Here is a 26227-nt window from a genome sequence, read left to right on the forward strand (position 1 = left end):
GCCCAGGCCCCGGCTGATCAGCCGCGGCTCGGGGCCGCGCTCAGCCCGCGACCCGCTCCGCGGTCGTGCTCGGCTGCCTGCTGAGCGCGGCCGCCGCCGCGCCGACGAGACCGGCGTCCGTGCCCATCAGCGCGGGCGCCACGGTCAGCCGCTGTACGAAGGACAGGGTGGCGTAGTCGGCCAGCGCCTTGCGGAGCGGCTCGAAGAGCACGTCCCCGGCCTTGCCCACTCCCCCGCCGATGACGGCGATGTCGATCTCGACGAGGGTCGCGGTCGCCGCGATGCCCGCCGCCAGCGCCTTCGCAGCGCGTTCGAACGAGGCCACCGCCACCGGGTCGCCCTCGCGCGCGGCGGAGGCCACCGCGGCGGCCGAGGTGTCACCGTCGGGCCCCGGCCGCCAGCCGCCCTCCAGCGCCCGCCGCGCGATGTTCGGACCGCTCGCGATGCGCTCCACGCAGCCGCGCGAACCGCACGGGCAGGGGTCACCGTCGAGGTCCACGCTGATGTGCCCGATGTGGCCCGCGTTGCCCGTGGGACCGGGGTGGAGCTGACCGTTCAGGACCAGCCCACCCCCGACCCCCGTCGAGACCACCATGCACAGGGCGTTGTCATGGCCGCGCGCCGCACCCTGCCAGTGCTCGGCGGCCGTGATGGCCACCCCGTCGCCGATCAGCTCGACCGGCAGGCCCCCGGTCGCCGCACGGACCCGCTCGACGAGCGGGTAGTCGCGCCAGCCCGCCACGTTCACCGGACTCACCGTGCCCGCGGAAGCGTCCACCGGCCCCGCGCTGCCGATGCCGACGGTCCCCGCCCGGCTCCACAGCGGTGACCCGGTCAGCTCGCCGAGCACCTCCTCGACGGCCCCCATCACGGTGTCGCCGTCCTCCTGCGCGGGCGTCGCGCGCTGCGCGCGCAGAAGAATGCGGCCGCGGCCGTCCACCAGCGCTCCGGCGATCTTGGTGCCGCCGATGTCGAGCGCGGCCACGAGGTCGGTGTGCATCAGTGTCAGTTCTCCCGGTGAACCTGGTGAAAGGGGCAGACCGGTCTCGCGATGGGGGCGCAGGCCGGAGAATGCGGTGGACAGTGTCTCCCGCATCTGACAACGTTGTCCAGGCTCTATGCTCGACGCCACATCCTCATACAACCCCATGGACCGACGCACCCCCGTGGACAACAGGACCCGTGGCCGACAGGGACCGCCGCGTGGACGACGGGAACCATGGACGACAGGACAGGACAGCGCATCGTGGCAGAGACCGCCCGCCGATCCGAGAACCGCTACGGCAACCGTCCGACCATGAAGGACGTGGCGGCACGAGCCGGGGTGGGCCTCAAGACGGTCTCGCGGGTCGTCAACGGTGAGCCCGGAGTCACTCCGGACACCGAGCGCCGCGTCCAGGAGGCCATCGACGCGCTCGGCTTCCGCCGCAACGACAGTGCCCGGGTGCTGCGCAAGGGCCGCACCGCGAGCATCGGCCTCGTCCTGGAGGACCTCGCCGACCCCTTCTACGGCCCCCTCAGCCGCGCGGTCGAGGAGGTGGCCCGCGCCCACGGGGCGCTGCTCATCAACGGCTCCAGCGCCGAGGACCCGGACCGCGAACAGGAGCTGGTTCTCGCCCTGTGCGCACGCCGGGTGGACGGGCTGGTGATCATCCCGGCCGGTGACGACCACCGCTATCTGGAGCCCGAGATCAAGGCGGGCGTCGCCACGGTGTTCGTGGACCGCCCGGCGGGACAGATCGACGCCGACGTGGTGCTGTCCGACAGCTTCGGCGGGGCCCGCGACGGCGTCGCCCACCTGATCGCCCACGGCCACCGCCGGATCGGCTTCATCGGCGACATGCCGCGTATCCACACCGCCGCCGAACGGCTGCGCGGCTACCGGGCGGCCATGGAGGATGCGGGCATACCCGTCGAGGACGACTGGATGTCCCTGGGCGTCACCGACCCGCAGCGAGTGCGGAAGGCGGCCGAGGACATGCTGTCCGGCCCTTCCCCCGTCACCGCGGTCTTCGCCGGCAACAACCGCGTCACCGTCACGGTCGTCCGTGTCATCGCCGAGCGCGGCCGGCCGGTCGCCCTCGTCGGCTTCGACGACATCGAGCTCGCCGACCTCCTCGAACCCGGCGTCACCGTCGTCGCCCAGGACGCCGCCGCCCTCGGCCGCACCGCCGCCGAACGCCTCTTCCGCCAGCTGGAGGGCACCCTCATCACCCCGGAGCGCATCGAACTCCCGACCCGTCTGATCACCCGCGGCTCGGGCGAACTGCCGCCCGCGGACTGAGCCGTGGCCGAGCCGGACCCGCGCACTCTCGAAGCGCTCGGCCTCGCCGAGGCACCCCGCGAGCACCCGCTGAGCTACCCGGGCGCCCGGCCCGAGGAGTCCGTACTCCTCGACGGGGACCGGCTGTTGCCGCTCACGCGCAGGGTGTACGAGGACCGCGCCCCGGTCCTCGCGGTCGGCTCCAACGCCTGCCCGGCCCAACTCCGGCACAAGATGGCGCAGTCCGGGGTGTCGGGCACGATCCCGATGGTGAAGACGCGGGTCTGCGGCCTCGGGGTCGGCGTCTCGGCCCATGTGAGTCCGATGGGGTACGTGTCCGCGTCGCCGTTCCACGCGCCCGGCGCCGTCGGTGAGTCGTTCCTCACGTGGCTGGACGCGGCGCAGCTCGCGGTGGTGGACACGAGTGAGGGCGTTCCGGTGGCCGAGGGGGCGTACGGCAGGGCGTGGCTGTCCGCCTCCGACGTACGGATCGAGCTGGACTCCGGTGAACTCCTGCCGGGCGCCTACGTGTACGTCAACCGCCGCGGAGTGCTCCACAACGGCTCCGGAGCACCTCGCCCGCACCCCGGCGAGCGCCCGCTGCTCGCCTCGCTGCTCGCCAGGTCGGCGCGGCTGCGGGAGCTTTTCGGGGTGACGCCGGAGGAGTTCTGCGCGCGGGCTCGCGGGGATGCCGCGCTCTGCGCTCGGGGCACCCGGCTGTTCGCCACGGAGGGGCTCACCATGGCTTCGGGGCTTGAGAGATACGCGTAGAGGGTCCGTCATCACAGTGCGGGCCGTATGTGGCTGGTCGCGCCCACGCGGCTCAGCCGCACAGCGTCACAGCCCCGCGCCCCTGAAAGCAGGGAGCTTCACTTCCCCGAGATGGTCAGGTCGCCGCGCCTTGGCACCGCGAAACCCTCCAGGTCGGCCCTCGTCAAGCCCGTCACCCTCGCCACCTCCGCGATGTCCAGGGCACCGCAGTCCAGGCCGCGCAGGAGGTAGCCGCCGAGGGCCTTGGCGGTGGCGGGCTCGTCCATGACGTCGCCGTCGGTGTGGCTGGCGTAGCGGGCGAGGCGGGCGGCGGCCTGTTCGAAGCCCTCGCGGTAGAAGGCGAAGACGGCGGCGTAGCGGGTCGGGATGTGGGCGGGGTGCATGTCCCAGCCCTGGTAGTAGGCGCGGGCCAGGGCGCGGCGGGTGAGGCCGTAGTGGAGGCGCCAGGCGTCGTGGACCTTCTCGGTGGGGCCGATCGGCAGGACGTTGGTGGAGCCGTCCGAGACGCGTACGCCGGTACCCGCGGCCGCGACCTGCATGATCGCCTTGGCGTGGTCGGCGGCCGGGTGGTCGCTGGCCTGGTAGGCGGCGCTGACGCCGAGGCAGGCGCTGTAGTCGAAGGTGCCGTAGTGCAGTCCGGTGGCGCGGCCCTCGGCGGCCTGGATCATCCGGGCGACGGTCGCGGTGCCGTCGGTCGCGAGGATGGACTGGCTGGTCTCGATCTGGATCTCGAAGCCGATGCGGCCGGGCTCCAGACCGCGCGCCTTCTCGAACTCCTCCAGGAGCCGGACCATCGCGGTGACCTGCTCGGCGTACGTCACCTTGGGCAGCGTCAGCACGAGTCCCGCGGGCAGGCCTCCCGACTCCATCAGGCCCGTCAGGAAGATGTCGAGCGTGCGGATGCCCCGGTCTCGTACCGGCGCCTCCATGCACTTCATGCGGATGCCCATGTACGGGGCGGCCGTGCCGTTCTCGTACGCCTCGGCGATCAGGCGGGCCGCGCGGGCCGCCGCCTCGTCCTCCTCGGCGTCCGGGCGCGGGCCGTAGCCGTCCTCGAAGTCGACCCGCAGGTCCTCGACGGGCTCGCGCTCCAGCTTGGCGCGTACGCGGTCGTACACGGGCCCGGCGAGGTCGTCGGTGAGACCGAGGACGGCGGCGAAGGACGCGGCGTCGGGGGCGTGCTCGTCGAGGGCGGCGAGGGCCCGGTCGCCCCAGGAGCGGATGGTGTCGGCGGCGAACACGTCGCCGGGGACGTACACGGTGTGGACGGGCTGCCGGGTGCCGGGGTCTCCGGGGTAACGCCGCGCCAGTTCGGCGTCGACCGGGGCGAGGGAGGCGCTGATCTCCTCGCTGACGGCGCCCGCGAGGCTCGTCGCCACGTTCTCCTGCTGGCCCTGACCCATCCCACACCCTCCAGTTTTCCGCTCCACGGAATCAATAATCCGTAGAGCGAAGTTATCCATGGTGCTCACCGATGGTCAACACCTGTCCACGGCATGGTCCGTCATGTGCACTCCCGCCCCACGCCTTCTTTCGCGTCGCGGGGCACACCCCTCATGCTGGCCCCGAGGGGAGGGGATCACACATGTCGAACACCCGCAGAGTGACGCGACGCATGGGTCTGCGGACGGTGGTGGCCGCCGCGGTCGCCGTACCCCTGCTCACCACGGCGACCGCCTCCGCCAGCCGGCGCGGCGGCCACCGTCTGGAGATCATGACGTTCAACCTGCGCTTCGCGAGCGCCGCCGAGCCCAACAGCTGGGCCGTGCGCCGCCCGGTGATGCGCGAGCTGTTACGCCGGGAGTCGCCCCACGTCATCGGCACCCAGGAGGGCATCTACCAGCAACTGCGTGACATCGATTCCGACCTCGGACCGCACTACGACTGGATCGGCACGGGCCGCAAGGGCGGCAGCCATGACGAGGCGGTGGCGATCTTCTTCGACACCCGCCGGCTGGCCCCGGTCGAGCACGACAGCTTCTGGCTCTCCGACACCCCCGAGCTGATCGGCTCGAACACCTGGGGCGCCGCCTTCCCGCGCATCGTCACCTGGGTCCGCTTCCGCGACCTGCGGGACGCACGGGAGTTCTATGTACTCAACACCCATCTGGACCACGCGAGTCAGCACGCACGCATGCGTGCCGCGAGTCTGATCTCCGAACGCGTCGCGCGCTTCGACCGCGCTCTGCCGCTCGTCGTGACCGGCGACTTCAATGCCGTCGCCCACCAGAACCCGGTGTACGAAGCGATGCTGGGCGCCGGGCTCGCCGACACCTGGGACGCGGCGGCCGAGCGCGGCACGCTCTACGGGACCTTCCACGGCTACCAGCCGTTGACGCCGGACGGCGACCGTATCGACTGGATCCTGGTCGGACCCGGGGTGACCGTGCACCGGGCGGCCGTCAACACCTTCGCGCTGGACGGTCAGTTCCCCAGTGACCATCTGCCCGTGCAGACCTGGCTGAGCCTGGCATGAGCGAGGCCCCCGTGACCGCGCGGGCGGTCTCGGGGGCCTCGTACGGCCGGAGCCGGACTCGATCAGCCCTTGCGGGTCTTGATCTCCTCGGTGAGCTGCGGGACGACCTCGAAGAGGTCGCCGACCACGCCGTAGTCGACCAGGTCGAAGATCGGGGCCTCGGCGTCCTTGTTGATCGCCACGATCGTCTTCGACGTCTGCATACCGGCGCGGTGCTGGATCGCGCCGGAGATGCCGGAGGCGATGTACAGCTGCGGCGAGACGGACTTGCCGGTCTGGCCGACCTGGTTGGTGTGCGGGTACCAGCCGGCGTCCACCGCGGCACGCGAGGCACCCACGGCCGCGCCGAGGGAGTCGGCGAGCGCCTCGATGATCGAGAAGTTCTCGGCGCCGTTGACACCACGGCCGCCGGAGACCACGATCGCGGCCTCGGTCAGCTCGGGGCGGCCGGTCGACTCGCGCGGGGTACGCGCGGTGACCTTGGTGCCGGTGGCCTTCTCGGAGAAGGAGACCGCGAGGGCCTCGACGGCGCCCGCGGCCGGGGCGGCCTCCACGGCGGCCGAGTTCGGCTTGACCGTGATGACCGGGGTGCCCTTGGCGACACGGGACTTGGTGGTGAAGGAGGCGGCGAACGCGGACTGCGTGGCCACCGGGCCCTCGTCGCCGGCCTCGAGGTCGGTCGCGTCGGTGATGATGCCGGAGCCGATGCGGACCGCGAGGCGCGCCGCGATCTCCTTGCCCTCGGCGGAGGACGGGACGAGCACGGCGGCCGGGGAGACGGCTTCGTACGCGGCCTGGAGCGCGTCCACCTTCGGGACGACCAGGTAGTCGGCGTACTCGGCGGCGTCGTGCGTGAGGACCTTGACCGCGCCGTGCTCGGCGAGCGCGGCGGCGGTGGCCTCGGCGCCGGAGCCGAGGGCGACGGCGACGGGCTCACCGATGCGGCGGGCCAGCGTCAGCAGCTCCAGGGTGGGCTTGCGGACGGCGCCGTCCACGTGGTCGACGTAGACGAGAACTTCAGCCATGGGACTTCTTCTCTCCTGCTTACGAAAGATGAGGGGCGGTCAGCGAGTGGAGGTTCAGCGAGCCTCGAACGGGCCTTTAGATGAACTTCTGGCCCGCGAGGAACTCGGCGAGCTGCTTGCCGCCCTCGCCCTCGTCCTTGACGATCGTGCCGGCCGTGCGCGCCGGGCGCTCGGTCGCGGAGTCGACCTTGGTCCAGGCACCCTCGAGACCGACCTCGTCCGCCTCGATCTCCAGGTCCTCCAGGTCCCAGGACTCCACCGGCTTCTTCTTGGCGGCCATGATGCCCTTGAAGGAGGGGTAGCGCGCCTCGCCCGACTGGTCGGTCACCGACACGACCGCCGGGAGGGAGGCCTCCAGCTGCTCGGAGGCGCTGTCGCCGTCACGGCGGCCCTTGACGACGCCGTCCTCGACGGAGACCTCGGAGAGCAGCGTGACCTGCGGTACGCCCAGGCGCTCGGCCAGCAGGGCGGGGACGATACCGGCGGTGCCGTCCGTCGAGGCCATGCCGGAGATGACCAGGTCGTAGCCGGCCTTCTCGATCGCCTTGGCGAGCACCAGCGACGTACCGATCGCGTCGGTGCCGTGCAGGTCGTCGTCCTCGACGTGGATGGCCTTGTCCGCGCCCATGGAAAGCGCCTTGCGCAGCGCGTCCTTGGCGTCCTCGGGGCCGACGGTCAGCACGGTGATCTCGGCGTCGTCCGCTTCGTCGGCGATCTGCAGCGCCTGCTCCACCGCGTATTCGTCGAGCTCCGAGAGCAGACCGTCCACGTCGTCACGGTCCACGGTCAGGTCATCGGCGAAGTGCCGGTCGCCAGTGGCGTCGGGCACGTACTTCACAGTGACAACGATCCTCAAGCTCACGCCGGCTCTCCTACTGCATCGTCATTTCTGGGCTGCCTTCTTTCAGGCAGCATAGGCGCCTGAAGCGGCCGATCCCGGTCGGGGCGGCCCGCGCTCCGAACGAAATATTACTCGTCAGTACACCCAGTTCCTGCCCACTAAGCAAGCGCTTTGAACTGTGACCTTGGCAACGCTGCGTAACCGACGAGTAGGACTCACCGGTAGGACCGGCGGGTAGCTTCAGTCGCGCAGGCCGTTGAAGCGTCCCTGGTGGTACAGCAGCGGGCGGCCCGCGCCCGACGGATCTCCGAGGACGACCTCGGCCAGCACGATGCGATGGTCCCCGGCCGGCACCCGCGTCACGACCCGGCAGACGAGCCAGGCCAGTACGTCGTCGAGGACGGGAACATCTTCCGGACCCTTACGCCAACGGGTGGGCGCGCCGAAGCGGTCGGCGCCGCTGCGGGCGAAGGTGGCGGCGAGTTCCTGCTGGTGCTCGCCGAGTATGTGGATGCCGACGTGGTCGGACTCGGAGATCGCGGGCCAGCTGGAGGCGCCGACACCGATACCGAAGGAGACGATCGGGGGCTCGGCGGAGACCGAGCTGAGCGAGGTGGCGGTGAAGCCCACGGGACCCGAGCCGCCCTGCGCCGTGATCACGGCGACACCGGCCGCGTGCTGCCGGAAGACGGAGCGCAGGAGGTCGGGTGAGGCGGGTTGCGCATCGGGAGAGGCGAGCCGAAAAGTGTCCAGGTCGGGCGTGGCCGTCATGGAGTCGTCCTTCTGCGAGTGGTGATGAGCAGGTCCGTAGGTGCTCAACAGACCGGACAGCGCGCACTCGCGGTGCGGGCCAGGTCCACGTGGACACGCTCGAAGAGAAGGAGTTCCGGGGGCATACGGTCAGGTTGACGATAGGTGGTGCGTGCAGTCAAGTACGTCCGGTCATCTGCGAGATGCCTCACCATGATCGCCACGGGTCAGACGGCCTCTCCCAGCGCCGCGATCACATCCGCCTTGCGCGGCTGTCCGGTCGCGCGCCGCACGATCCGTCCGTCGGCGTCGAGGACGAGCACGGTGGGGGTCTTGAGGATCTCGAGTTCGCGGACGAGTTCGAGGCGGTCCTCGGCGTCGATCTCCACGTGGTGCACACCCGGGACCATTCCGGCCACCTCGGTGAGCACCCGCCGGGTGGCCCGGCAGGGAGCGCAGAAAGCGCTGGAGAACTGGACGAGCGTGGCCCGTTCACCGAGTTCCTCCCCCAACTCCGCCGCGCCGAGCCGCTTTCCACCGTCACGCCCGCGCACTCTCACCCTCCCGCTCCGCCGCCGTTGCAGCGCTCCGAACGCGCTCGCCGCCGCGAGCACCACCACGCACACCAGAAGTCCGGTCATCTTCAGCACAAGCATTCACGAGACCGCAAAGATTCCCGGGTCCATGAACCGCCCTTCATACGGAATGCTTGATTCATGGACATTGACGCAAGAGGGCCGCGGTTCGGTGCGGCCGTGACGACCGTCGTACTGGCGGCCGTTCTGATCACCGGCAGCACCTGGCTGTTGGCCTGGCAGGTACTGGCGTTCGCGCTGGGCGCCTCGGGCGGCGTGGCGCGCTCTCCTTACGGCTGGCTGTTCCGGAAGGTCGTACGCCCCCGACTCGGGCCGCCGACACGGTTCGAGTCGCCTCAGCCGCCGCAGTTCGCGCAGGCCGTCGGGCTCGTGTTCGCGGTGGTCGGGCTAATCGGTTTCACGGCGGGACCCGACTGGCTGGGGTTCGCCGCGACCGGCTGCGCGCTGGCGGCCGCGTTCCTCAACGCGGCGTTCGGGTACTGCCTGGGCTGCGAGATGTACTTGCTCGTACGTCGGGTGACGGTACGCACCCAGTGACGGTGAGTTAGAAGTCCGAGGTCGATCAGGGGACACGTGACGAGGATCTCGCCGCATCGCGGCACCAGGACTGGCCACTCGTCCGTTCTTCGGGCACGATCTGCGCAATGCCGTAAACCTACGGCTGCGTAACTTTCCCGCCGGGAGACCCCTTCCCGAGCAGAGAGAAAGGGTCCACCCCGTCCATGGCAGAGCTTGTCTACCGTCCTGTCGTCGGTCTCGCCCAAGTGTTGTTCAAGGCCTGGGACCTCAAGATCGACTGCAAGGGATCGGAGAACATTCCGCGCTCGGGCGGCGCCGTGCTGGTCAGTAACCACATCAGTTATCTGGACTTCATCTTCGACGGTCTGGCCACCCTGCCGCAGAAGCGCCTGGTGCGCTTCATGGCGAAGGAGTCGGTCTTCCGGCACAAGATCTCCGGTCCGCTGATGCGGGGCATGAAGCACATCCCGGTGGACCGCAAGCAGGGCGAGACGGCGTATCAGCACGCGCTGGATTCACTGCGGTCCGGCGAGATCGTCGGCGTCTTTCCCGAAGCGACCATCTCCCAGTCCTTCACCCTGAAGAGCTTCAAGTCGGGTGCCGCGCGCATGGCCCAAGAGGCCGGCGTGCCGCTGATCCCGATGGCCCTGTGGGGCACCCAGCGGCTGTGGACCAAGGGCCACCCGCGCAACTTCAAGCGCAGCCACACCCCGATCACCATCCGGGTCGGCGAACCGGTGGAGGCCCCGCAGGACCAGTACGCGGGCGCCATCACCCGGCGGCTGCGCGAGGGTGTCCAGGACCTCCTGGAGGCCGCGCAGCGCGCCTACCCGGTCCGCCCCAAGGGCCCGGACGACACCTGGTGGATGCCCGCACACCTCGGCGGCACGGCGCCGACCCCTGAAGAGGTCAAGGCGGCCGAGGCCCGCTGAATCGTCACGCCGGGGCGTGGACGGTGCTCCACGCCCCGGGGCTGAACCTCTCCAGGAGTTCGGCGAGTTCGACCCCGTCGCACCGCGCCGCCTCGTCCGCGTCCGGGTGATGGGTGGCCGGTCTCAGAGTGCGCTGGGGAGCGTCTGCCAGAGGTACGGCCGGTCGGGTGCGGCCTTGAGGGCGCTCAGCACGACCGGGTGAGGTTCGGCGTACAGAACCGGATAGTCCAACTCGTCGAATTCGGGATCGGGCGTGAAGGCCAGCCGCTCGCCGTCCAGGGAGAACTGGGCGTCCACGCCCGGCTTGTTGCCGCGGGGGTCCTGCCGGTGCCAGGCGCCGTTGAACCGTACGGCGACGAGACCGTGCACCTCGTCGAACTTCTGGTAGCAGAACGCCGTCGGGATGTCCTCGGCTCGCAACAGCGCGGCCAGGGCGTGGGCCTTGGCGTAGCAGATGCCGGTGCGCCGCTCCAGCACGTCGGAGGCACGCCAGGTGACCCGAAGATCGCCGGAGTCCTGCGAGTGCGGGATGGTGTCGCGCACGAATTCGAAAGCCGCCCGCGCATAGGCATACGAGTCGCCGGCCCCCTCGGCCAGCCGCGCGGCCGTCTCCCGTACGAGCGGATGGTGATGGTCGATGACCTCGTCGGCGGCCAAGTAGGCAGACAGGTCGGCAGTGTTCTGGATCAGCTCCATGCCCGGAGAGCATAGGAATGCGGCCACCCGAGAGTCAATGACTTTTCAGATGGCCGCATATCTATGCAGACGCTGGCGCTCGGGTTACGCGTGAGCCATCTCCTCCTTGAGCGCCGCCACGAACCCGTCGACGTCGTCCTCGGTCGTGTCGAAGGAACACATCCAGCGGACGTCGCCCGCCGCCTCGTCCCAGAAGTAGAAGCGGTAGCGCTTCTGGAGCCGCTCGCTCACGTCGTGCGGGAGACGCGCGAAGACGGCGTTGGCCTGGACCGGGTGGAGGATCTCCACGCCGTGCACCGCGCGCACGCCCTCGGCCAGCCGCTGGGCCATCTGGTTGGAGTGGCGGGCGTTGCGCAGCCACAGGTCCTTGGCGAGCAACGCCTCCAACTGCACGGAGACGAAGCGCATCTTGGAGGCGAGCTGCATGGACAGCTTGCGCAGGTGCTTCATGTGACTGACCGCGTCCTGGTTGAGGACGACGACGGCCTCGCCGTACAGCGCGCCGTTCTTCGTCCCGCCGAGACTCAGGAGGTCGACGCCGACCGCGTTGGTGAACGTGCGCATGGGCACGTCCAGGGAGGCGGCCGCGTTGGCTATCCGGGACCCGTCCAGGTGCACCTTCATGCCGTGCGCGTGGGCGTGGTCGCAGATCGCGCGGATCTCGTCGGGCGTGTAGAGGGTGCCCAGTTCGGTGCTCTGGGTGATCGAGACGACCTGCGGCATCGCACGGTGCTCGTCGTCCCAGCCGTAGGCCTGACGGTCGATCAGCTCGGGGGTGAGCTTGCCGTCGGGCGTGGGCACGCTGAGCAGCTTGAGGCCGCCCATACGCTCGGGGGCGCCGCCCTCGTCGACGTTGATGTGCGCGCTCTCCGCGCAGATCACCGCGCCCCAGCGGTCGGTGACCGCCTGGAGCGCGACCACGTTCGCGCCGGTCCCGTTGAAGACCGGGAAGGCCTCGGCGGTGGCGCCGAAGTGGCTGCGGATGATCTGCTGGAGGTTCGCCGTGTAGTCGTCCTCGCCGTAAGCGACCTGGTGCCCGCCGTTGGCCAGGGCCACGGCGGCGAGCACCTCGGGGTGGACCCCCGCGTAGTTGTCGCTGGCGAAGCCGCGGACGGACGGGTCGTGGTGACGCCGGGCGTCGGTCTTCGCAGGGTTCACGGCTTCTCGGTCAGCCACAGACGGTTTCCGTTCACTTCACCGGCGGGCTGCGACCAGACGCCGGCGATGGCCTCGGCCAGATCCTCGACGTCCGTGAAGCCCGCGAACTTCGCGTTCGGGCGCTCGGCGCGCATCGCGTCGTGCACCAGTGCCTTGACCACCAGGATGGCAGCCGCGGAAGTCGCACCCTGCTCGCCCCCGGCCTTGCGGAAGTAGTCCGCCATGGCCAGCGTCCACGCCTCGGCGGCGGCCTTGGCGGCGGAGTAGGCGGCGTTGCCCGCGGTGGGCTTGCTCGCGCCCGCGGCGCTGATCAGCAGGTAGCGGCCACGGTCGCTGCGCTGCAACGCCTCGTGGAACGCGAGGGAGGTGTTCTGCACCGTGCGGATGAGCAGCAGCTCCAGGAAGTCCCAGTCGTCGAGGCTCGTCCTGGTGAAGGTCTCGCTGCCCCGCCAGCCGCCGACCAAGTGGACCAGGCCGTCGACGTGGCCGAAGTCCTTCTCGACGCGGGTGGCCCAGTCGCGGGTCGACTGGAGGTCGAGCAGGTCGACCGTGTCGCCGATGACGGTGGCACCGCCGTGCCCGTAGCGGGCCGCGTCCACGGCCTCCGCGAGCCGCTCCGGATCGTTGTCCGATCCGATGACGGTCGCGCCCGCGTCGGCGAGCCGGGCCAGCGTCGCGCGCCCGGCGGGTCCACCCGCTCCGGCGACCGCGATCACCGCGCCGCTGAGAGGTCCGTTGCCGTTTCCGTGTGACATCGCCTTCGCCTCCTGAACATCCCCGGTACGAGCGCTCACGCGGCGGCCCGCTCGGCGCTCGTCGCGGTGATGCCCTTGGTGGAGGCGATCACGTTCTTCAGTTTCTTGGAGAGCGCCTCATAGAACATGCTCAGCGGAAACTCGTCCGGAAGCACGTCGTCGACGAGCTTACGGGGCGGCTGGGTCAGATCGAGGGCGTCCGGGCCCTTGGCCCAGCGGGAGCCGGGGTGCGGTGCGAGATAAGTGGAGACGAGCTCGTACGCCTTGAACCAGTGGACGAGCTTGGGGCGGTCGATGCCGGCCCGGTACAGGTCCTCGATCTCGGCGCACAGCTGGTTGGTGATCTGCGGGGCGCGCTGCCAGTCGATGTGCAGCTTGTTGTCGGTCCAGCGGACGACGTCGTGCTGGTGCAGGTAGGCGAAGAGGAGCTGGCCGCCGAGACCGTCGTAGTTGCGGACGCGGTCGCCGGTGACGGGGAAGCGGAACATCCGGTCGAAGAGCACCGCGTACTGCACGTCACGACCGTGCTGGTGGCCCTCGGCCTCCAGCTTCACGGCCTCCTTGAACGCGGTGAGGTCGCAGCGCAGCTCCTCGAGGCCGTACATCCAGAACGGCTGGCGCTGCTTGATCATGAACGGGTCGAACGGCAGGTCGCCGTGGCTGTGGGTGCGGTCGTGGACCATGTCCCACAGCACGAAGGCCTGCTCGCAGCGCTCCTGGTCGTGGACCATCGCGGCGATGTCCTCGGGCAGCTGAAGGCCCAGGACGTCCACGGCGGCGTCGGTGACGGCGCGGAAGCGGGCGGCCTCGCGGTCGCAGAAGATGCCGCCCCAGGAGAATCGTTCCGGCGCCTCGCGCACGGCGATCGTCTCCGGGAAGAGAACGGCCGAGTTGGTGTCGTAGCCCGCCGTGAAGTCCTCGAAGGTGATGCCGCAGAACAGCGGGTTGTCGTAGCGGGTGCGCTCCAGCTCGGCCAGCCAGTCCGGCCAGACCATGCGCAGCACGACCGCCTCGAAGTTGCGGTCCAGGTTGCCGTTCTGCGTGTACATCGGGAAGACGACCAGGTGCTGGAGGCCGTCCTCGCGGTGCGCGGCGGGCTGGAAGGCCAGCAGTGAGTCCAGGAAGTCGGGCACCTGGAAGCCACCGTCGGCCCAGCGCCGCAGGTCCTTCACGAGCGCCTCGTGGTACTCGGCGTCGTGCGGCAGCAGCGGGGCGAGCTGCTCGATGGCGTCTACGGCACGGCGTACGGTCAGATCGGCATCGGCCGTGTCCGGGGCACCCTCGGCCTCGAAGTCGATCGACCCGTCCTTGGACTGCCAGGGCCGGATCTCCTCCACGGCATCCTTGAGCACGGGCCAAGCCGGGTGCTCCACCACCCTGCCCACGGGAGGAACCCGCTCCTCCACACCCACTGGCACAAGAATTTCCGTCATCTCTCACCCTCCACGGGAGAACCTCGCGTATGCACACCGTATGTATATGAGGTTCCTTCCCGCAAGGGGAGACTCGATAGATTATCCTGCACCACCCCAACTTCACCGCTCTTTTTCCTGCCGGATACCGTGAAGGCGACTACTTCCGCTATGCGGCGCCGGACACACGGGCATCCGCGGGAAGCGCCGGGACGTGGCAGGAGCAACGACCCTGGGGCGCTCGGGGGTCAACCGCCAGAAGACTCGCCCACACCCGGGTGACGCGCCCCGGCGGCAACGGCCCGCTCTCCCCTTGCGGCAGACACGCCCTGCCTGGCGTACGAGCGGGTACATCGCGCGGCGGGACGATTAGGCTGCGGCCTTGCCGCGTGGGTGCCGCCGAGACCACGCGCGAGCCGAGCCGCCGTCGACGGAAGCGAGTCGAATCTTGAACTTCCTCACCATCGGTCATCGCGGAGTGATGGGTGTCGAACCCGAGAACACCCTCCGTTCCTTCATCGCCGCCCAAAACGCGGGCCTCGACCTGATCGAACTCGATCTGCATCTGAGCAAGGACGGCGCGCTGGTCGTCATGCACGACGCGGACGTGGACCGTACGACCGACGGTTCGGGGCCGATCGCCGAGATGACCCTCGCCGAGCTGCGCACCCTGGACGCCGGGCACGGTGAGCGCGTGCCCGTCTTCGAAGAGGTCCTGGACGCCGTCAGGGCGCCACTGCAGGCCGAGATCAAGGACACGGCGGCGGCGCGGGCGCTCGCCGAGGTGATGCACCGGCGCGATCTGGTGGGGCGGGTCGAGGTGTCCTCGTTCCACGACGAGGCGATCGCCGAGATCACCCGGCTCGTGCCGGGCGTCCGCACGGCGCTCATCGCGAGCCGCTACGACGTCGATGTCGTGGACCGCGCCGTGGAGGCCGGCGCCGCCACCGTCTGTCTCAACATCCGCCGGCTGACCCTGGAGGTCGTCGAGCACGCCCGCAAGGCCGATCTGCGGATCATCGGCTGGGTGGTGAACACCCAGGACCACCTGCGGCTGGTGCGCGCGCTGGAGCTGGACGGCGCGACCACCGACTACCCCCAGATCAAACGCACCGGCCGCTTCACGGCCTGAGGATCACTCCGCCGGCTGCGCCAGGGGCTTGACCAGCAGCTCGAACTGCAGGTCGTCGCGCTGCGGAATGCCGAAGCGCTCGTCGCCGTACGGGAAGGGGGTCATCCTTCCCGTACGGCGGTAGCCGCGCCGCTCGTACCAGGCGATGAGGTCCTCGCGTGCGGAGATCACGGTCATGTGCATCTCCGCGACGCCCCAGGTCTCGTGGGCGTGCCGCTCCGCCTCGGCGATGATCACCTTGCCCAGGCCGCCGCCCTGGAGTGCGGGACTCACCGCGAACATGCCGAAGTAGGCGTGGTCGCCACGGTGTTCGAGCTGGCAGCAGGCGACGACGGCGCCGTCCCGCTCCACGGTCAGAAGGCGGCTGTCCGGCGACTTGATGACGGCGAGCACGCCCTCGGGGTCGGTCCGCTGTCCTTCGAGGATGTCCGCCTCCGTGGTCCAACCGGTCCGGCTGGAGTCCCCCCTGTAGGCCGACTCGATCAGCACGACGAGGGCGTCCACATCGGCGTCGGTGGCATCGCGGAAGGTCAGTCCGGTGGCGGCGGCGGTGTCCATGGAACGGTTCTCCGAAATCTCTGGCGCGGGTCGGGCACCGCTGAGCGTAACGCCCCTGTTGTCGGCGTCCTAGGCTCCGGGGCATGGTGCATGTACTGAGCAGTCGGATCCTTCTGCGGCCCACCGACCCGGAGCGCTCCCGCGCCTTCTACGGCGAGCGGCTGGGCCTCGCCGTCCACCGGGAGTTCGGGACGGGCCCCGAGCGCGGCACGGTCTACTTCCTCGGCGGCGGCTTCCTGGAGGTCTCGGGCCGCTCCGAGACCCCTCCCTCGCCCGCGCTCAGGCTGTGGCTGCAGGTGGCCGACGCCGACGCGGCGTTCGAGGAGCTCTCGGCGGCCGGGGTCGACATCCTGCGCCCGCCGGTGAAGGAGCCGTGGGGGCTGATCGAGATGTGGATCGCGGATCCGGACGGTGTCGAGATCGTGCTCGTGGAGATCCCGGCGGATCATCCGCTGCGCTATCGCCCCGGAATCTGAGCGCACGGCGCCCTACGCCGGATGGCCACGGCCCGGGCACGGGCATAGCGTGCTGGAGGGGCCTTCTGGCGGAAGGGCGGAGGAACGTCATGAAGCTCGACAAGCCGGTGACCGGCGGTCCGTGCTGGACCGAGCTCGGGACCAGTGATCTGGAGGCTGCCAAGCGCTTCTACGCCGATCTGTTCGGCTGGCGTCCGGAGACCGACCCGCGCCAGGAGGCGGGCGGCTACACGGTCGCGCACCTCGGCGACGCGCCGGTCGCGGCGCTCTCCCCGCTGTACCAGGAGTCGCAGCCCGTCGCCTGGAACGTGTCGTTCGCGGTGGCCGACGCCGACACCGCCGTGGACGCGGTGCAGGCCGCGGGCGGCACGGTCGTCCTCGGCCCGATGGACGTGTTCGACGTCGGGCGTTTCGCGGTGGCGTTCGACCCGGCCGGCGCGGCCTTCCAGCTGTGGCAGGCGCGGGCCTTCCCGGGCGCGGGACTGTTCAACGCGCCGGGCGCGCTCGGCTGGGTGGAGTTGCTGACGCGCGCCCCGGACCGGGCCGTCGAGTTCTACACCACGGTGTTCGGCTGGACCGTGAACGCCTCCGAGCACTACACGCAGTGGGGCATCGACGGAGCCGACTTCGGCGGCATGGTGGCGATGGACGACAACTTCCCGCACGCGCTGCCGCCGCACTGGCTGCCGTACTTCGCGGTCGAGGACGTGGACGCCACCGCGAACGCCGCCGTCGGGGCGGGTGGCAGCATTCTCATGGAGCCCACGTCCGTGCCGGACGGGCCCCGGATCGCCGTCCTGCGGGACCCGCAGGGGGCGTTCTTCGGGGTTCATGTGGCGGGCGAGGAGGGCTAGGTCCTGTCCGGACGCTCGGCCGGAACTCATGCCAGGGGAGTCACCGCCACCTGGTCGATGACCGGCGCGTACGCGGAGCGCTGTCGGTGGGCGTTGGTGGTGTCGCCGTCGAAGTCGGGCCGTTCGTCGGCGGTGAAGGTGAGGGTGTTGGTGCCCGCGTTCAGGGTGACGGGGACGGTGAGGTCCCAGAAGTTGTTGAAGTGGAAGGTGGTGGGGAAGAGGATCCGGTGCGCCGGCGCCCCGTTCACGGACAGGTCCGCGTGGCGGCAGACCGGGTCCGGGTTGTAGTGGGTGGCCGGGGGCTGCTCGCCGTTGGAGTAGCGGACGGTCACGGCATGACGTCCGGTGCGCGTCGCCGTGACGGTCAGAGCAAGGGCGCTGTCCGGCCCCCGGCCGACTCCCTCGACCGACTTCCCGCCGGTGGCGAAGGTGTGGGCGCCCGTCACCCTGGCCTCGCCCGTCACCGTGCCCTGCTCGGCGGGGTACACGGTGGTCCTGAGGCGTCCGGTTCCCGGTCCCACGCACAGCCGGTCGAGGACGAGGCGCTCCGAAGTGCCGGTCACCGTCAGCTTGTTGATGCCGCCGGCCAGGAACAGCGGGGTCCCGTCCCGGTCGAGACCCCCCACCTCCACCCCGTTGACCGTCAATAGGCCTGCTCCCGAATCGAGTTGATCAACCGTCACCAGTGCCTCGCCGTCAGCGGCCGCGTGCACCCAGAACGTGGCGGTGCCTGCGCGCGGCAGCAGCACGGCACCCGGCCCGCAGGCGCCGCGGTGCTCGTACGTCACGCGGGCACCGGCGCCGAGGCCCGCGTACTCGGCCTCGTACAGCGCGGGCGCCCTCACGTGCGCGTCCCGCAGGACGAGGTCGATCCGGTCGATGATCGCGTCGCCCTTGGTGACGCCGAGGTCGGGGTCCCGCGCGGACAGGGTGAGCGTGTGCGCGCCCGCCGTCAGCTCCACCCGGGTGTCGGTGTGCCCCCAGACGACCGGCTTGTAGCCGAGGGGGAGGCGCAGCTCCTGGGGGTCCGCGCCGTCGACACGCAGGAAGACGTTGGTGGGGCCCTGCTCCCGCACGAGTTCGTGGAGGTTGTGGGAGTTGGCGAAGACGCTCAGGTCGTACGTCCCGTCCTGTGGGACCTCGACGGAGAAGGCGACGACGAGGTCGGAGCCGGTGCGTAGTCCGCCGACGTGGTAGGTGCCCGAGGTGGCGAACCTGTCGACGTCGGAGGGGGATCCCTCGGGCCCGTTCCTCGAGTGACCCTCGCCCGTGCAGGTCGCGTTCTGCGCGTGGTACGACCGGCGCCAGCCGATCGAGGGCGGTGCGAGGACCCCGCCGCCGGGCGAGAGGATGACCTCGTAGGCGGACATCGCGTCGAGGCCGGCGAGGGGAAGGACCACCCTGCCTTCGCCTACCGGCAGTTCGAGGTCCTTGATGCGCAACGGCTGTGCCGAGGCGCCGACCTGGCCGGTCCACGGGATCTCGTGGAGCCTGGCGTGGACCGTGCCGCCGAAGATCTCGGCGGAGACGTTCTCGAAGACGAGATCCGCGGTGCCGCCGCTGCCGCCGAACAGGGCGCGGGCCTGGCGTTTGTCCCGGTCGAGCGTGGCGACGCCCTGGAGGGTGTACTGGACGTTGGGGTGCGGCGCCCGCACCTGGACCGTGCGGCCGTTCATCCGGCCGTAGGTGTGGAACAGCCACCACTGACCGTTGCCCTTGTTCGCCTCGACCGCCGAGTCGTTGAGGTTGCCGTCGATGTTCCAGTACGCCATGTCGGCGTCGATCTTCGACTCCTCGATGGCGGAGATCCACTGGATCATCTGCCCGGGCACGGACAGGTGGTAGTTGTGCGCGTACTCGTTGATGTTGACGGGGAGGGGTCCGATCCCCAAGTCCCGTTCCATGTCGCGGTACTTGGCGACGTTCGTACGGATCGCGGCGGGCGTCGACAGCTCGTGCCAGGTCACCACGTCCGGGAGGACGTCGTGGGCCTTGGCGAACTCCAGGAAGCCCCGCACCTCCTCGTACAGGACGCAGGTGTTGGGGCCCGCGATGCGCGCGTGCGGGTCGAGGCCCTTGATGAGGCGGTGGAGGTCCTTCCAGGCGGCGAAGTAGTGCCGCGGGTCGGTGTGCCAGGAGGTCTTGTCGTAGCTCCACTCTCCCGTGCCGAACATGTTGCCTTCGGGTTCGTTGAACGGTACGTAGACGATGTGGGACCTGCGGGCACCCGTCGTCAGGACCTGCCTGACCTGCTTCTCCACCCTGGCCCGGTAGTCGGCGAGGCGTTCCTCGCCGGTGGCCCCGGGCCACTGGTAGGGGAAACCGCGGTAGATGTCGGTCATGTAGAGGTAGACGTCCCTGCCGCCGCAGTCCACGAAGGAGGGCAGGATTTCGAGGGCGTCCGCGCCGGGGTGCTGGAGGCCGTCCTGGGCCTTGGTCGACACCGTGCGGACGTACATGCCCTCGACCACGTTGCGGCTGGGCACTCCGTCGCCGTACAGGCCGTAGAGCGTGCCGCTCGCCCCGCCGTGGAAGGCGCCGGTGTCGGTGCCGAGGTCGACGGTGAGCGTCTCGGTGTCTGCTGCCACTGCGCCTCCGCGGTCACGCTGCTTGTTCGACATCCCGTACGTCAGCCGGAACCCCGAACCGGGCGAGCCTGAACGTAGGAGCGCCGCGCGGCTCGTGTCAACGGCGAGTGACCACGAAGCATGTGGGCCCCGGCCCGGCTCAGACCCGTGGCACCCCGAGACGGCCTTCGAGCTGACCGAGCAACTCGCCGAGCAGGTCCGCGAGTTCACGTTGGCGGGCGGGGTCGATGCCGGACAGGGCCGTCGTCTCGTAGGCGAGCTGCTGGGGCAGGATGCCGTCGACGAGGTCGCGCCCCGCGTCGGTGAGCCGCACGTGCGCGACCCGGCGGTCACGGGTGTCTCCGCGGCGCTCGACCAGGCCGCGCTCGGTCAGTTGCTTCAGGCGTTTGGTGACGGCGGCACCGGAGGAGAACGTCTCGCGGGCGATCTCACTGGGGGTCAGTTCGTGACCGGTGCGGCGCAGGGTCCCGAGGACGTCGAACTCCGGACGGGTGAGCCCGGCCCGGCGCAACGGGGCGTCCTCGGCCTGCTGGAGCAGCGCGGCCGAGCGGTTGATCCGGCCGATGATCTCCATCGGCCCGGTGTCGATCCCGGGATGCACGGCCTGCCATTGCCGCACCACGGCGGCCATGGTGTCGACCGGGGGCGGGGTGCCGGGGGGTGCGGTGGTGGGGGTACCCGAGGGGGCCTGGGGACCTGAGGCGACTGGGCTGCCTGAGGGGGCCGGAGCACCCGCGTCGGCCGTTTCTCCAGTCCCGTTGCCCGTGGACGCCACTCCTCCGATCGGATCGCTCGCCGAGAGCCCCCGTCCGGCCGAGCCGCCCGACGGTTCGCGCCCACCGGCGCGCGCATCCGCCGACGCCGAGCGCCGGGCCGCCGGACCGTCCGCACCACCGACCACGGCACCCACCGAACCCGCTCGCCCAGCCGGAGGCTCGCTCATCCGACTCGGCTGCCCGTGTGTCGCGTCGTGCCGAGGTGCCGCCGGGGTCGGAGTGCCGCTCCGGCCGAGTGCCGCGTCCGTCGCGCGCCCATCCGCTGCCGTCATGCCTGTGCGCCCTCCAAGGAGTGCAGTCCCTGCCGTCGTACCGTCGCCGCGAGCGTACGGTGTCCGGACTGCTCGGCCCGCATCACCCGCTCCTCCGGCAGGGCGCGTTGCCACCATTCGCCGGCGGCGGCGTCGGCGGTGGCGCGCAGCTCGACGACGGCGCCGGACAGAGCACGGCGGGCGGCCTCCAGGGCGCCGGGTTCGGGACTCTCGGCGTCGAGCAGGCCCGCGGCGCGTGCGCGGGCCCGCTCGACGGCGTCGAGGGCGTCCTCGATACGGTCGCCGGCCCGCCGGTTGGTGACCGCGACCGCCGCGGCGAAGCCGACCAGCGCACCCACCAGGGTGTCCGCGACCCGGTCGGTCATCAGCTCACCGGGCTGCTGGACGCGGGCGAACTCGGTGATGAGCAGCGCCATGGGGGTCACGCAGATGCTGCCGAGCCAGTAGTTGCGGCCGATCAGGGCCTCGGCGCCGAAGTTGAGGGCGAGGCAGAGCAGGACGAGGACCGCCCGGCTGAGATGGGCCGACGGGGCGAGCACGGCGAAGAAGAGGACGCCGATCAGGTTGCCGACGACGCGCTGCACTCCCCGGCTCCAGGTCAGGGTGACGTTGGCCTGATAGAGCGAGGCGGCGGTGACCAGCGCCCAGTAGGGGCGGCCGACGCCGAGCGCGAGCGAGGCGTATCCGGCGAGGGCGCAACCGAGCGCGGTGCGCAGGGCGATCGGGGCGAGTGGCCCCAGGCGACGGAACAAGGGGGTCGGGGGGACGGCGAGTTCTACTTCCACGCCCAGAAGTTCTTCGGCGGCTTCCCCGAGGTCGTCCGGACGAGGTACGGGCCCGGCGCCCCGTACCTCGCGCGCCCACGCCCGCAGCCGCTCGGGCTCCGTGTGGGCGGGCGCGGTGATCGCCACCTCGGCGCGCACGACGAGCCGTTCCAGGGCGCGCCGGGGCGCGTTGCGGGCGCCGGTGGAGAGCAGCGACTGCCAGGCCCCGTGCACGGCAGCGGCCGCGGCGGCGCGGGCCCGTGCGGCCCCGTCACCGCTGCCCGCCGTCTCGGCGTAGGTGGCCGCGGCGTTCAGCGCGTGCGCCGTCGCGCGGCGCTCGGGCCCGTGCGGGCGGACGAGCCCGGGTGCCATGCCGACGATCCACGCCCAGCCACCCGCGGCGGCGCCCAGCGTGAGGTGACCGGGAACCTGGCCGAGCGTCTGCGGCACGAACAGGGACGCGGAGCTGATGAAGGCCAGGACAACATGACCGGGCGGCCCGATGCGCGTGGCGTCGCACAGCGCCTTCTGCACGGCGGCCAGCAGCGCGCCGACGGTGACCAGCACGACGGCGTTCGTCGTGAGCGAGGCCGCGGTCAGCGCGACGGCGAGGCCGCCGAGCATGCCGAGGACGACCCAGGCGAGCGCACGGGCGCGGGCGGCGTACGGACGGTTGTGGGCGTAGAGCGCGCAGAGCGACCCGGCCATGGTGTACATCGCCAGGTCCAGCCGGCCGAGCGCGAGAAGCGTCAGATTCGCCGGGGCGACCGAGGCGACCACGCTCAGCGCGGGCTTGAACCAGATGTCGGCGGGGCGGCCGAGCCGCAGCACACCGGCCAGCGGGAGACGAGGTCCATGGGGACGCCGGCGTACACGGGGGATCCGGGGGGTCGCACTACTCATACCTTTAAGATTAGCAGGTGTTTTACTCGTGAAATATATCCTCCCGCCACCACCCGCCCGAGCCCACGCCCACGCCCACCCATGCCCACCTGCGACGCACTCCCGCACGCTCCCCTGTGTGCACCTTTGCGCTCGCTTGCGCACCGCCCCGCCCGGGCATGCCCTGACCGACTGTCCGACATCAACGACTGTCCGACTCCGTCGAGCGGGGAGGTACGCGGTGCACGGACCGGCGTCACCCGGCTGGCTGCTCGTAGCGCTGTGCGCGGCGAGCGGGGCCTATTGCCTGTTGCGGATGCGCAGCCGCGTCGAGGAGCAGCGCCGCACCGCGGGCGGCGAGGCGCTCATGGGATTCGGCATGGCCGCGATGGCCGTGCCCGCGGCGGCGGCCACTCCGCCGCACTGGACCTGGTTCGCCTACGCCGCGGTGTTCGGTGCCGCCGCCCTGCGCACGCTGTGGTCGGTCCGCAGCAGCCCGCACCATCTGCACCATCTGGTCGGGGCCTGCGCCATGGTCTACATGGCCGCCGCGATGGCCGCCTCCCCCGGGCATCACGAGCACGGCGGCGGTTCCGGGATCCCTCTGGTCACGGGGGCGCTCCTGGTCTACTTCGTCGGGTACGTGCTGCGCTCCGGGGCCCGGCTGTTGCCGGTCGCGGCGGTGGCCGGCGACTCGGGGATGCTCGGCGGCACCCCCCGGACCCTCGGCTGGGGAGACCGCCCAGAGCTGTCACAGGCGTGCCGTCTGTCCATGGGGATCGCGATGCTGGCCATGCTGGTCACGCTCTGAGAACCGCTCCCGCCCCGGACATGTGAAACCGTGGCGTACGTCACTTTGTCGTCGCGGGCCGTATCCCCCGGCGACGCTCCGCTCATAGGCTTCACCCCATGATGGTCCCCGCGGCACTGTTGCTGCTCGGCGCCCTGGCCGCCGTGGTCGCTCCACGACTGCTCGCCCGGGCGGACTGGCCGGACCATGAACCCGTGGTCGCCCTGTGGGCGTGGCAGTGCGTGGTGGCGGCCGTTCTGCTGTGCTGCGTCCTGTCGATGACGCTCAGCGCGGCCGCCGCGTGGGTGGCGGTGCGCGGCCATGTCTTCGCCCCCGCTCCGCACTCCGTCGTGGACGCCTACGCGTTGAGCAAGGGGAGCCCGTGGGCCGCGACGACCGCCGTGGCGCTCGCATGCGGCGGTGCCTGGACCGCGGCGATGCTGGTCCGCGAGGTGCTGCGGGCCCGGGCCCACCGTCGCCAGAGCCGTGACGAACTCCTCCTGCGCGCACCGCTGTTGCCCGGTGAGGAGCCGGGCAGTGACCGGCTGGTGGTGCTGGAGGGCGAGCGTCCGGACGCCTGGTGGCTGCCCGGGACCGCTCCCCAACTGGTCGTCACCACAGCCGCGTTGCGCCGTCTCAAAGGGCGTCAGCTGGATGCCGTGCTCGCCCATGAGCAGGGACACGCGCGGGCCCGGCACGACTGGCTGCTGCACTGCTCGGCCGCGCTCGCCGTCGGTTTTCCGCAGGTGCCCGTGTTCGCCGCGTTCCGCGACGAGATGCACCGCCTGGTCGAACTCGCCGCCGACGACATGGCGTCCCGCCGCTTCGGCCGCCTCACGATCGCCCTCGCGCTGGTGGAACTGAACGAGGACCGGGGCGTGTTCGGCCCCTGTCCGACTCCGCAGGCCCATGTCCCGCAGCGGGTGCACCGCCTGCTCACTCCCCCGGACCGGCTGACGCCGTCGCGGCGGCTGCGACTGACGGCGGCGGCCACGCTGGTGCCGGTGATCCCCCTGCTGGTGGCGTTCGTACCGGGCCTGCGGGCGCTCGGCTAGCCGCAACAGCGGCGGTTCGGCGATACGGGGTTGGCCTCCGGCCCAGTACGTCGGCGAGGATCACCGTATGCGCTCCCCGCCCGTCGACTCACCGCTCCGCACCCCCACCCCACGGACCGCGGCACTCACCGCGGCGGTGCTCGCCGTGCCGTCCGCGCTGCTCCTCCTGCTGGTCGCGTTCTCCTGGCGACCGCTGCTGGCCCTCGACGGCGACATCGCGCGCACCACGCACCGCTGGGCGGTCGACGAACCCGGTGTCACCCATGTGTTCCGCGTTCTGACGGACTGGGTGTGGGACCCGTGGACGATGCGCGCGCTGGGTGCGCTGGTCGTGGTCCGGCTGGTGTGGCGGCGCTCGACGTGGTGGCCGGCGCTGTGGGTGGCGGCCGCCTGTGTGCTGGGCACGGTGGTGCAGCAGTCGCTGAAGGCGGCGGTCGGCCGGGCGCGCCCCGTCTGGCCCGACCCCGTGGACTCCGCGCACTACGCGGCCTTCCCCTCGGGCCACGCCATGACCGCGACGGTGGTGTGCGGGCTGCTGCTGTGGCTGCTCCAGCTGTACGGCGCCGGGCGCGCGCTGCGGCGCACGGCACTGGCGCTGGCCGTGATCTCCGTCGTGGGTGTCGGGCTGACCCGAGTCTGGCTGGGCGTCCACTGGGCCTCGGACGTCCTGGGCGGCTGGCTGCTCGGCGCGCTGGTGGTCGCCCTGGCGGTGGTGGCCCATGAGCGCCGGTTCGGCGCGGAACGTGCTTGACCGGCGCGGAGCGTGGTTGACCGGCCCAGAGCGTGGTTGACCGGCACGGAACGCGCCCCGAAGGATGCACTCATGACGATCAAAGGCGTGCTCTTCGACTTCTCCGGAACACTGTTCCGTGCCGAACCGACCGAGTCCTGGCTGCGCGCGGCGCTCAGGGACGCCGATCTCGCCCTGCCGGAGCGGGAGTTGACCGAGGTGGCGGACGCCCTGGAGGCGGTGGGCGCGCTGCCCGGCGGTGACGTCGCGCCCCGGCTGCCGGAGGGCTCGGAGGACTTGTGGCGCAGGCGGGACGAGAGCGCCGAGCGGCACCGGGCCATGTACACCGCGATCTCCCGCCAGGTGCGGCTGCCCGATGCCCGGCTGCACGACGCGCTGTACGACCGTCACATGCTCCCGGCGGCGTGGGGACCCTACCCGGACACGGCCGAGGTGCTCGACGCCTTGTGCGGGCGCGGGGTCGCGGTCGGGGTGGTCAGCAACATCGGCTGGGATCTGCGGCCCGTCTTCCGTGAGCACGGCCTCGACCGGCACGTGGGCGCGTACGTGCTGTCGTACGAGCACGGCGTCCAGAAGCCGGACACCCGGCTGTTCGCGACCGCCTGCGACGCGCTGGGCATCGCCCCCGAGGACACGCTGATGGTCGGGGACGACCGCCGCGCGGACGGGGGTGCGGCGGCGCTGGGCTGTGCGGTGCACTTCGTGGACCACCTGCCCGCGGCGCGGCGCCCGGAGGGACTGCGGCCGGTGCTGGACCTGGTCGGCTGACCCCCGCCGCTTCCAGAAAGCGCCCTTGGGCCCGACAGCCGTCGATGTCGGGCCCGAGGGCCCTCGCTCTCAGCTCTGATAGCCCTCGACCTGCGAGGACGGTCGTACACGCGCCTCGTCCGGGTTCTCCCCGAACTCGGACTTCGCGCGCCGCTGGCGCAGCAGGTCCCAGCACTGGTCGAGCTCGCGCTCCAGTTGTCCGAGCCGCTCGTGTTCCGTGGCGCTGTCGATCTGCCCTGATGTGACGGCGTCGCGCAGCCGTCGCTCGTCGTCCACCATCGCCGTGATCTTGGCCAGGATCTGCTCTTGATCCATCTCCACCCGCCTCCTCGGCACTCCCGCCCACTCTAAGGAGGCCACGGCGGCC

General features: G+C 71.0%; 27 protein-coding genes. 12 read left to right on the forward strand and 15 right to left on the reverse strand.

Translation table 11 applies throughout. The features are described 5' to 3' along the window. Nucleotides 1–40: 40 nt before the first annotated feature. Nucleotides 41–1000 (reverse strand): ROK family protein, encoded by a 960-nt coding sequence (locus tag ACFVWD_RS42515; protein ID WP_389603286.1) that lies wholly within the window; start codon nt 998–1000, stop codon nt 41–43. 219 nt (nt 1001–1219) lie between these two features. On the opposite strand from ACFVWD_RS42515, the gene ACFVWD_RS42520 reads away from it, so the two are divergent. Beyond that, complete coding sequence (locus ACFVWD_RS42520; RefSeq protein ID WP_389603287.1) at nt 1220–2284, forward strand: LacI family DNA-binding transcriptional regulator; 1065 nt, start codon at nt 1220–1222, stop codon at nt 2282–2284. 3 nt (nt 2285–2287) lie between these two features. Beyond that, on the forward strand, nt 2288–3034 hold the full coding sequence (locus tag ACFVWD_RS42525) for a hypothetical protein (RefSeq protein ID WP_389603288.1): 747 nt from the start codon (nt 2288–2290) through the stop codon (nt 3032–3034). 98 nt (nt 3035–3132) lie between these two features. Here the strand turns inward: ACFVWD_RS42525 and ACFVWD_RS42530 are convergent, their stop codons facing one another. Beyond that, nucleotides 3133–4437, reverse strand: a complete 1305-nt coding sequence (locus tag ACFVWD_RS42530; protein WP_389603289.1) for a DUF6986 family protein — start codon at nt 4435–4437, stop codon at nt 3133–3135. A gap of 182 nt (nt 4438–4619) precedes the next feature. Here ACFVWD_RS42530 and ACFVWD_RS42535 point away from each other — a divergent pair, with 182 nt between their 5' ends. After that, on the forward strand, nt 4620–5510 hold the full coding sequence (locus ACFVWD_RS42535) for an endonuclease/exonuclease/phosphatase family protein (RefSeq protein WP_389603290.1): 891 nt from the start codon (nt 4620–4622) through the stop codon (nt 5508–5510). Between the two features lie 62 nt (nt 5511–5572). Here the strand turns inward: ACFVWD_RS42535 and ACFVWD_RS42540 are convergent, their stop codons facing one another. The 4 genes from ACFVWD_RS42540 to ACFVWD_RS42555 all read right to left on the reverse strand — a co-directional run bounded on the left by ACFVWD_RS42540 (nt 5573) and on the right by ACFVWD_RS42555 (nt 8767). Then, a complete protein-coding gene (locus ACFVWD_RS42540) occupies nt 5573–6535 on the reverse strand; it encodes an electron transfer flavoprotein subunit alpha/FixB family protein (protein WP_351299610.1) in 963 nt (320 codons plus the stop codon). A 76-nt stretch (nt 6536–6611) separates the two neighbouring features. Further along, on the reverse strand, nt 6612–7397 hold the full coding sequence (locus ACFVWD_RS42545; protein WP_054228809.1) for an electron transfer flavoprotein subunit beta/FixA family protein: 786 nt from the start codon (nt 7395–7397) through the stop codon (nt 6612–6614). Nucleotides 7398–7616: 219 nt separating this feature from the next. After that, a complete protein-coding gene (locus tag ACFVWD_RS42550) occupies nt 7617–8147 on the reverse strand; it encodes a flavin reductase family protein (RefSeq protein ID WP_384919491.1) in 531 nt (176 codons plus the stop codon). Nucleotides 8148–8353: 206 nt separating this feature from the next. Continuing rightward, complete coding sequence (locus tag ACFVWD_RS42555; protein WP_389603323.1) at nt 8354–8767, reverse strand: TlpA family protein disulfide reductase; 414 nt, start codon at nt 8765–8767, stop codon at nt 8354–8356. A 75-nt stretch (nt 8768–8842) separates the two neighbouring features. Between ACFVWD_RS42555 and ACFVWD_RS42560 the strand changes: the two genes are divergently transcribed. Together ACFVWD_RS42560 and ACFVWD_RS42565 are read left to right on the forward strand one after the other, a co-directional pair. Continuing rightward, entirely contained in the window at nt 8843–9259 is a 417-nt protein-coding gene (locus ACFVWD_RS42560) for a DUF4395 domain-containing protein (protein WP_389603291.1), read from the forward strand. A 185-nt stretch (nt 9260–9444) separates the two neighbouring features. Next, entirely contained in the window at nt 9445–10173 is a 729-nt protein-coding gene (locus ACFVWD_RS42565; RefSeq protein WP_389603292.1) for a lysophospholipid acyltransferase family protein, read from the forward strand. Between the two features lie 123 nt (nt 10174–10296). On the opposite strand, the gene ACFVWD_RS42570 is transcribed toward ACFVWD_RS42565, so the two are convergent. From ACFVWD_RS42570 to ACFVWD_RS42585, 4 genes are all read right to left on the reverse strand, one after another. Then, on the reverse strand, nt 10297–10869 hold the full coding sequence (locus ACFVWD_RS42570; RefSeq protein ID WP_389603293.1) for a transglutaminase domain-containing protein: 573 nt from the start codon (nt 10867–10869) through the stop codon (nt 10297–10299). A gap of 84 nt (nt 10870–10953) precedes the next feature. Next, entirely contained in the window at nt 10954–12027 is a 1074-nt protein-coding gene (locus ACFVWD_RS42575; protein WP_389603324.1) for a threonine aldolase family protein, read from the reverse strand. Continuing rightward, a complete protein-coding gene (locus tag ACFVWD_RS42580) occupies nt 12024–12782 on the reverse strand; it encodes an SDR family NAD(P)-dependent oxidoreductase (protein WP_389603294.1) in 759 nt (252 codons plus the stop codon). The genes ACFVWD_RS42575 and ACFVWD_RS42580 overlap by 4 nt, the downstream gene beginning before the upstream one ends. A 35-nt stretch (nt 12783–12817) precedes the next feature. Further along, nucleotides 12818–14215: a DUF6421 family protein gene (locus ACFVWD_RS42585; RefSeq protein ID WP_389603295.1), complete on the reverse strand. Its 1398-nt coding sequence runs from the start codon at nt 14213–14215 to the stop codon at nt 12818–12820. A gap of 427 nt (nt 14216–14642) precedes the next feature. On the opposite strand from ACFVWD_RS42585, the gene ACFVWD_RS42590 reads away from it, so the two are divergent. Continuing rightward, nucleotides 14643–15326, forward strand: coding sequence for a glycerophosphodiester phosphodiesterase (locus tag ACFVWD_RS42590; RefSeq protein ID WP_389603296.1), 684 nt, complete (start codon nt 14643–14645; stop codon nt 15324–15326). Nucleotides 15327–15329: 3 nt separating this feature from the next. Here the strand turns inward: ACFVWD_RS42590 and ACFVWD_RS42595 are convergent, their stop codons facing one another. Further along, nucleotides 15330–15884, reverse strand: coding sequence for a GNAT family N-acetyltransferase (locus ACFVWD_RS42595; RefSeq protein ID WP_389603297.1), 555 nt, complete (start codon nt 15882–15884; stop codon nt 15330–15332). An 83-nt stretch (nt 15885–15967) separates the two neighbouring features. Between ACFVWD_RS42595 and ACFVWD_RS42600 the strand changes: the two genes are divergently transcribed. Together ACFVWD_RS42600 and ACFVWD_RS42605 are read left to right on the forward strand one after the other, a co-directional pair. After that, the gene (locus ACFVWD_RS42600) at nt 15968–16360 is read left to right on the forward strand and encodes a VOC family protein (protein ID WP_389603298.1); all 393 of its coding nucleotides are present in this window, start codon (nt 15968–15970) and stop codon (nt 16358–16360) included. Between the two features lie 89 nt (nt 16361–16449). Further along, nucleotides 16450–17214 carry a VOC family protein gene (locus tag ACFVWD_RS42605; protein ID WP_389603299.1) on the forward strand — a complete coding sequence of 255 codons (765 nt, stop codon included), beginning with the start codon at nt 16450–16452 and terminating at the stop codon, nt 17212–17214. 26 nt (nt 17215–17240) lie between these two features. Here ACFVWD_RS42605 and ACFVWD_RS42610 read toward each other — a convergent pair whose 3' ends face one another. The 3 genes from ACFVWD_RS42610 to ACFVWD_RS42620 form a co-directional block, all read right to left on the reverse strand. Then, nucleotides 17241–19835, reverse strand: coding sequence for a cellulosome protein (locus tag ACFVWD_RS42610; RefSeq protein ID WP_389603300.1), 2595 nt, complete (start codon nt 19833–19835; stop codon nt 17241–17243). A 106-nt stretch (nt 19836–19941) separates the two neighbouring features. Continuing rightward, a complete protein-coding gene (locus tag ACFVWD_RS42615) occupies nt 19942–20433 on the reverse strand; it encodes a MarR family winged helix-turn-helix transcriptional regulator (RefSeq protein ID WP_389603301.1) in 492 nt (163 codons plus the stop codon). Between the two features lie 413 nt (nt 20434–20846). Then, on the reverse strand, nt 20847–22517 hold the full coding sequence (locus ACFVWD_RS42620) for an FUSC family protein (RefSeq protein WP_389603302.1): 1671 nt from the start codon (nt 22515–22517) through the stop codon (nt 20847–20849). A gap of 220 nt (nt 22518–22737) precedes the next feature. On the opposite strand from ACFVWD_RS42620, the gene ACFVWD_RS42625 reads away from it, so the two are divergent. The 4 genes from ACFVWD_RS42625 to ACFVWD_RS42640 all read left to right on the forward strand — a co-directional run bounded on the left by ACFVWD_RS42625 (nt 22738) and on the right by ACFVWD_RS42640 (nt 25860). Further along, complete coding sequence (locus ACFVWD_RS42625) at nt 22738–23307, forward strand: DUF5134 domain-containing protein (RefSeq protein WP_389603303.1); 570 nt, start codon at nt 22738–22740, stop codon at nt 23305–23307. Between the two features lie 98 nt (nt 23308–23405). Beyond that, the gene (locus ACFVWD_RS42630; protein WP_389603304.1) at nt 23406–24341 is read left to right on the forward strand and encodes a M56 family metallopeptidase; all 936 of its coding nucleotides are present in this window, start codon (nt 23406–23408) and stop codon (nt 24339–24341) included. Between the two features lie 67 nt (nt 24342–24408). Next, nucleotides 24409–25092, forward strand: coding sequence for a phosphatase PAP2 family protein (locus ACFVWD_RS42635; protein ID WP_389603305.1), 684 nt, complete (start codon nt 24409–24411; stop codon nt 25090–25092). Nucleotides 25093–25164: 72 nt separating this feature from the next. Further along, the gene (locus ACFVWD_RS42640) at nt 25165–25860 is read left to right on the forward strand and encodes an HAD family hydrolase (RefSeq protein WP_389603306.1); all 696 of its coding nucleotides are present in this window, start codon (nt 25165–25167) and stop codon (nt 25858–25860) included. A gap of 69 nt (nt 25861–25929) precedes the next feature. Here ACFVWD_RS42640 and ACFVWD_RS42645 read toward each other — a convergent pair whose 3' ends face one another. Continuing rightward, the gene (locus ACFVWD_RS42645; protein ID WP_168500867.1) at nt 25930–26175 is read right to left on the reverse strand and encodes a DUF2630 family protein; all 246 of its coding nucleotides are present in this window, start codon (nt 26173–26175) and stop codon (nt 25930–25932) included. Nucleotides 26176–26227: the final 52 nt, after the last annotated feature.

This window comes from Streptomyces sp. NPDC058086, assembly GCF_042885015.1.
GTDB lineage: Bacteria > Actinomycetota > Actinomycetes > Streptomycetales > Streptomycetaceae > Streptomyces.

Coding starts and splice junctions, on each gene's coding strand:
- ACFVWD_RS42515 (WP_389603286.1), bottom strand. CDS start 1,000: ATGCACACCGACCTCGTGGCCGCGCTCGACATCGGCGGCACCAAGATC.
- ACFVWD_RS42520 (WP_389603287.1), top strand. CDS start 1,220: ATGGACGACAGGACAGGACAGCGCATCGTGGCAGAGACCGCCCGCCGA.
- ACFVWD_RS42530 (WP_389603289.1), bottom strand. CDS start 4,437: ATGGGTCAGGGCCAGCAGGAGAACGTGGCGACGAGCCTCGCGGGCGCC.
- ACFVWD_RS42535 (WP_389603290.1), top strand. CDS start 4,620: ATGTCGAACACCCGCAGAGTGACGCGACGCATGGGTCTGCGGACGGTG.
- ACFVWD_RS42540 (WP_351299610.1), bottom strand. CDS start 6,535: ATGGCTGAAGTTCTCGTCTACGTCGACCACGTGGACGGCGCCGTCCGC.
- ACFVWD_RS42550 (WP_384919491.1), bottom strand. CDS start 8,147: ATGACGGCCACGCCCGACCTGGACACTTTTCGGCTCGCCTCTCCCGAT.
- ACFVWD_RS42555 (WP_389603323.1), bottom strand. CDS start 8,767: ATGACCGGACTTCTGGTGTGCGTGGTGGTGCTCGCGGCGGCGAGCGCG.
- ACFVWD_RS42560 (WP_389603291.1), top strand. CDS start 8,843: ATGGACATTGACGCAAGAGGGCCGCGGTTCGGTGCGGCCGTGACGACC.
- ACFVWD_RS42565 (WP_389603292.1), top strand. CDS start 9,445: ATGGCAGAGCTTGTCTACCGTCCTGTCGTCGGTCTCGCCCAAGTGTTG.
- ACFVWD_RS42570 (WP_389603293.1), bottom strand. CDS start 10,869: ATGGAGCTGATCCAGAACACTGCCGACCTGTCTGCCTACTTGGCCGCC.
- ACFVWD_RS42580 (WP_389603294.1), bottom strand. CDS start 12,782: ATGTCACACGGAAACGGCAACGGACCTCTCAGCGGCGCGGTGATCGCG.
- ACFVWD_RS42585 (WP_389603295.1), bottom strand. CDS start 14,215: ATGACGGAAATTCTTGTGCCAGTGGGTGTGGAGGAGCGGGTTCCTCCC.
- ACFVWD_RS42595 (WP_389603297.1), bottom strand. CDS start 15,884: ATGGACACCGCCGCCGCCACCGGACTGACCTTCCGCGATGCCACCGAC.
- ACFVWD_RS42600 (WP_389603298.1), top strand. CDS start 15,968: ATGGTGCATGTACTGAGCAGTCGGATCCTTCTGCGGCCCACCGACCCG.
- ACFVWD_RS42605 (WP_389603299.1), top strand. CDS start 16,450: ATGAAGCTCGACAAGCCGGTGACCGGCGGTCCGTGCTGGACCGAGCTC.
- ACFVWD_RS42610 (WP_389603300.1), bottom strand. CDS start 19,835: ATGTCGAACAAGCAGCGTGACCGCGGAGGCGCAGTGGCAGCAGACACC.
- ACFVWD_RS42615 (WP_389603301.1), bottom strand. CDS start 20,433: ATGGCCGCCGTGGTGCGGCAATGGCAGGCCGTGCATCCCGGGATCGAC.
- ACFVWD_RS42620 (WP_389603302.1), bottom strand. CDS start 22,517: ATGAGTAGTGCGACCCCCCGGATCCCCCGTGTACGCCGGCGTCCCCAT.
- ACFVWD_RS42630 (WP_389603304.1), top strand. CDS start 23,406: ATGATGGTCCCCGCGGCACTGTTGCTGCTCGGCGCCCTGGCCGCCGTG.
- ACFVWD_RS42635 (WP_389603305.1), top strand. CDS start 24,409: ATGCGCTCCCCGCCCGTCGACTCACCGCTCCGCACCCCCACCCCACGG.
- ACFVWD_RS42640 (WP_389603306.1), top strand. CDS start 25,165: ATGACGATCAAAGGCGTGCTCTTCGACTTCTCCGGAACACTGTTCCGT.
- ACFVWD_RS42645 (WP_168500867.1), bottom strand. CDS start 26,175: ATGGATCAAGAGCAGATCCTGGCCAAGATCACGGCGATGGTGGACGAC.